The organism is Vibrio sp. R15-SG3-ISO1B (assembly GCF_059833835.1).
The window spans coordinates 1-5,118 of sequence record NZ_JCBDGG010000039.1; the positions used below are offsets into that span (position 1 = coordinate 1).

General features: G+C 50.1%; 3 tRNA genes and 3 rRNA genes. All 6 read left to right on the forward strand.

The window, feature by feature from the left end:
* Window positions 1–1,168: ribosomal RNA gene (locus AC6R0S_RS11610) — 16S ribosomal RNA — on the forward strand; the annotation flags it as partial.
* A gap of 163 nt (window positions 1,169–1,331) precedes the next feature.
* A tRNA-Glu gene (locus AC6R0S_RS11615) sits at window positions 1,332–1,407 on the forward strand.
* A 1-nt stretch (window position 1,408) separates the two neighbouring features.
* Window positions 1,409–1,484 (forward strand) — tRNA-Lys (locus AC6R0S_RS11620).
* A gap of 94 nt (window positions 1,485–1,578) precedes the next feature.
* Window positions 1,579–1,654, forward strand: a tRNA-Val gene (locus tag AC6R0S_RS11625).
* A gap of 377 nt (window positions 1,655–2,031) precedes the next feature.
* A 23S ribosomal RNA gene (locus AC6R0S_RS11630) occupies window positions 2,032–4,920 on the forward strand.
* A gap of 85 nt (window positions 4,921–5,005) precedes the next feature.
* Window positions 5,006–5,118: ribosomal RNA gene (gene rrf / locus AC6R0S_RS11635) — 5S ribosomal RNA — on the forward strand; the annotation flags it as partial.

The following is a 5,118-nucleotide window of genomic DNA, read 5'->3' on the forward strand; positions in this document are numbered from 1 at the left end:
TGGGCGCAAGCCTGATGCAGCCATGCCGCGTGTATGAAGAAGGCCTTCGGGTTGTAAAGTACTTTCAGCAGTGAGGAAGGTGGGTGTGTTAATAGCGCACTCATTTGACGTTAGCTGCAGAAGAAGCACCGGCTAACTCCGTGCCAGCAGCCGCGGTAATACGGAGGGTGCGAGCGTTAATCGGAATTACTGGGCGTAAAGCGCATGCAGGTGGTTTGTTAAGTCAGATGTGAAAGCCCGGGGCTCAACCTCGGAATTGCATTTGAAACTGGCAGACTAGAGTACTGTAGAGGGGGGTAGAATTTCAGGTGTAGCGGTGAAATGCGTAGAGATCTGAAGGAATACCAGTGGCGAAGGCGGCCCCCTGGACAGATACTGACACTCAGATGCGAAAGCGTGGGGAGCAAACAGGATTAGATACCCTGGTAGTCCACGCCGTAAACGATGTCTACTTGGAGGTTGTGGCCTTGAGCCGTGGCTTTCGGAGCTAACGCGTTAAGTAGACCGCCTGGGGAGTACGGTCGCAAGATTAAAACTCAAATGAATTGACGGGGGCCCGCACAAGCGGTGGAGCATGTGGTTTAATTCGATGCAACGCGAAGAACCTTACCTACTCTTGACATCTACAGAACTTAGCAGAGATGCTTTGGTGCCTTCGGGAACTGTAAGACAGGTGCTGCATGGCTGTCGTCAGCTCGTGTTGTGAAATGTTGGGTTAAGTCCCGCAACGAGCGCAACCCTTATCCTTGTTTGCCAGCACTTCGGGTGGGAACTCCAGGGAGACTGCCGGTGATAAACCGGAGGAAGGTGGGGACGACGTCAAGTCATCATGGCCCTTACGAGTAGGGCTACACACGTGCTACAATGGCGCATACAGAGGGCGGCGAACTTGCGAGAGTAAGCGAATCCCAAAAAGTGCGTCGTAGTCCGGATTGGAGTCTGCAACTCGACTCCATGAAGTCGGAATCGCTAGTAATCGTGGATCAGAATGCCACGGTGAATACGTTCCCGGGCCTTGTACACACCGCCCGTCACACCATGGGAGTGGGCTGCAAAAGAAGTGGGTAGTTTAACCTTCGGGAGGACGCTCACCACTTTGTGGTTCATGACTGGGGTGAAGTCGTAACAAGGTAGCGCTAGGGGAACCTGGCGCTGGATCACCTCCTTATACGATGATTATCGTTATGAGTGTCCACACAGATTGATATGGTTTATAAAAGTAAAGAGAGATTCTAGAGGCTAGTTGCTAGTCCCTAGAATACAATGAACCTTTCCCAAAAGGTTCACAGTCTCTAGGAACTAGGCACTAGTTCACTAGAAACTTATCCAGTGTCCCGTTCGTCTAGAGGCCTAGGACACCGCCCTTTCACGGCGGTAACAGGGGTTCGACTCCCCTACGGGATACCACGGGTCGTTAGCTCAGTTGGTAGAGCAGTTGACTTTTAATCAATTGGTCGCAGGTTCGAATCCTGCACGACCCACCACTTTTCTCTTATGCGGCGTTAAGTTGCTCGTTGTGTATTTTTGTACACGGCCTTACAACTTGCCTTGCCTAAGAAAAAAGTAACCACATAATGTGGGCGATTAGCTCAGTTGGGAGAGCACCTGCCTTACAAGCAGGGGGTCACTGGTTCGAGCCCGGTATCGCCCACCATTCTCTAAATGTTTTTGGATAGAAATTCCAAACCACTTCAGTAATTCGTATGTGGTTGGTTTTTTTGACGCCGAAAGTCTTTAGAAAATGACCTTCTTCGGAAGAATCATGCTCTTTAACAATTTGGAAAGCTGACAAAACAACAATTTATTGTTGTTTGTAAAGTTCTCAAAGTATTCATATACATGAATACACAAAAACACATTCAAGTGTTCTTGGGTTTTGTCTTACTGTTTCAGTAAAACAAAACATATTTGAGTCCGGCAAAATCGAGTCTGCATCATGTTTAAATAATTGCAGACAACTTTGGTTGCTTAGTTTGTTTTCACTTTTCAAACTGAAAGTAAATGAGCCAATAAGACCCTTTGGGGTTGTATGGTTAAGTGACTAAGCGTACACGGTGGATGCCTTGGCAGTCAGAGGCGATGAAGGACGTATTAACTTGCGATAAGCCCAGATTAGGTAGTAAAAACCACTTGAGTCTGGGATTTCCGAATGGGGAAACCCACCTGCATAAGCAGGTATCGTTATGTGAATACATAGCATAACGAGGCGAACCGGGGGAACTGAAACATCTAAGTACCCCGAGGAAAAGAAATCAACCGAGATTCCGAAAGTAGCGGCGAGCGAAATTGGACTAGCCCTTAAGCTTTATATGCGTTAGACGAACGGTCTGGAAAGTCCGGCAATAAAGGGTGATAGCCCCGTAGTTGACAACGCACATTCAGTGAAATCGAGTAGGGCGGGACACGTGATATCCTGTCTGAATATGGGGGGACCATCCTCCAAGGCTAAATACTACTGACTGACCGATAGTGAACCAGTACCGTGAGGGAAAGGCGAAAAGAACCCCTGTGAGGGGAGTGAAATAGAACCTGAAACCGTGTACGTACAAGCAGTAGGAGCACCTTCGTGGTGTGACTGCGTACCTTTTGTATAATGGGTCAGCGACTTATATTCAGTGGCAAGGTTAACCATCTAGGGGAGCCGTAGGGAAACCGAGTCTTAACTGGGCGCTCAGTCTCTGGATATAGACCCGAAACCAGGTGATCTAGCCATGGGCAGGTTGAAGGTTGAGTAACATCAACTGGAGGACCGAACCGACTAATGTTGAAAAATTAGCGGATGACTTGTGGCTAGGGGTGAAAGGCCAATCAAACCTGGAGATAGCTGGTTCTCCCCGAAAGCTATTTAGGTAGCGCCTCGGACGAATACTACTGGGGGTAGAGCACTGTTAAGGCTAGGGGGTCATCCCGACTTACCAACCCTTTGCAAACTCCGAATACCAGTAAGTACTATCCGGGAGACACACGGCGGGTGCTAACGTCCGTCGTGGAGAGGGAAACAACCCAGACCGCCAGCTAAGGTCCCAAATTATTACTAAGTGGGAAACGATGTGGGAAGGCTTAGACAGCTAGGATGTTGGCTTAGAAGCAGCCATCATTTAAAGAAAGCGTAATAGCTCACTAGTCGAGTCGGCCTGCGCGGAAGATGTAACGGGGCTAAGTAATAAACCGAAGCTGCGGCAATACCTTTTAGGTATTGGGTAGGGGAGCGTTCTGTAAGCCGTTGAAGGTGTGTTGTAAAGCATGCTGGAGGTATCAGAAGTGCGAATGCTGACATGAGTAACGATAATGGGGGTGAAAAACCTCCACGCCGGAAGACCAAGGGTTCCTGTCCAACGTTAATCGGGGCAGGGTAAGTCGACCCCTAAGGCGAGGCCGAAAGGCGTAGTCGATGGGAAACGGGTTAATATTCCCGTACTTCAACTTATTGCGATGGGGGGACGGAGAAGGCTAGGTGGGCCTGGCGACGGTTGTCCAGGTTCAAGTGCGTAGGCTTGAGAGTTAGGTAAATCCGGCTCTCTTTAAGGCTGAGACACGACGTCGAGCGCCCAAGGGCGTGAAGTCATTGATGCCATGCTTCCAGGAAAAGCCTCTAAGCTTCAGATAAGTTGGAATCGTACCCCAAACCGACACAGGTGGTCGGGTAGAGAATACCAAGGCGCTTGAGAGAACTCGGGTGAAGGAACTAGGCAAAATGGTACCGTAACTTCGGGAGAAGGTACGCTCTTGACGGTGAAGTCCCTCGCGGATGGAGCTATTGAGAGTCGCAGATACCAGGTGGCTGCAACTGTTTATTAAAAACACAGCACTGTGCAAAATCGTAAGATGACGTATACGGTGTGACGCCTGCCCGGTGCCGGAAGGTTAATTGATGGGGTTAGACTTCGGTCGAAGCTCTTGATCGAAGCCCCGGTAAACGGCGGCCGTAACTATAACGGTCCTAAGGTAGCGAAATTCCTTGTCGGGTAAGTTCCGACCTGCACGAATGGCGTAATGATGGCCACGCTGTCTCCACCCGAGACTCAGTGAAATTGAAATCGCTGTGAAGATGCAGTGTACCCGCGGCTAGACGGAAAGACCCCGTGAACCTTTACTACAGCTTGGCACTGAACATTGAGCCTACATGTGTAGGATAGGTGGGAGGCTTTGAAGCAGGTACGCCAGTATCTGTGGAGCCGACCTTGAAATACCACCCTTGTATGTTTGATGTTCTAACTTAGCCCCGTTATCCGGGGTGAGGACAGTGCCTGGTGGGTAGTTTGACTGGGGCGGTCTCCTCCCAAAGAGTAACGGAGGAGCACGAAGGTGGGCTAATCACGGTTGGACATCGTGAGGTTAGTGCAATGGCATAAGCCCGCTTGACTGCGAGAATGACAATTCGAGCAGGTGCGAAAGCAGGTCATAGTGATCCGGTGGTTCTGAATGGAAGGGCCATCGCTCAACGGATAAAAGGTACTCCGGGGATAACAGGCTGATACCGCCCAAGAGTTCATATCGACGGCGGTGTTTGGCACCTCGATGTCGGCTCATCACATCCTGGGGCTGAAGTCGGTCCCAAGGGTATGGCTGTTCGCCATTTAAAGTGGTACGCGAGCTGGGTTTAGAACGTCGTGAGACAGTTCGGTCCCTATCTGCCGTGGGCGTTGGAAGATTGAAGGGGGCTGCTCCTAGTACGAGAGGACCGGAGTGGACGAACCTCTGGTGTTCGGGTTGTGTCGCCAGACGCATTGCCCGGTAGCTAAGTTCGGAATCGATAACCGCTGAAAGCATCTAAGCGGGAAGCGAGCCCTGAGATGAGTCTTCCCTGGCACTTTAAGTGCCCTTAAGGGTTGTTCGAGACTAGAACGTTGATAGGCAGGGTGTGTAAGCGCTGTGAGGCGTTGAGCTAACCTGTACTAATTGCCCGTGAGGCTTAACCATACAACACCCAAAGGGTTTTGATGGACTCAATGAAGAACATTGAATGTGTAAGAACTGAAAACAGCTTTCCGAATTAAAGAATTTGCTTGGCGACCATAGCGATTTGGACCCACCTGATTCCATGCCGAACTCAGAAGTGAAACGAATTAGCGCCGATGGTAGTGTGGGGCTTCCCCATGTGAGAGTAGGACATCGCCA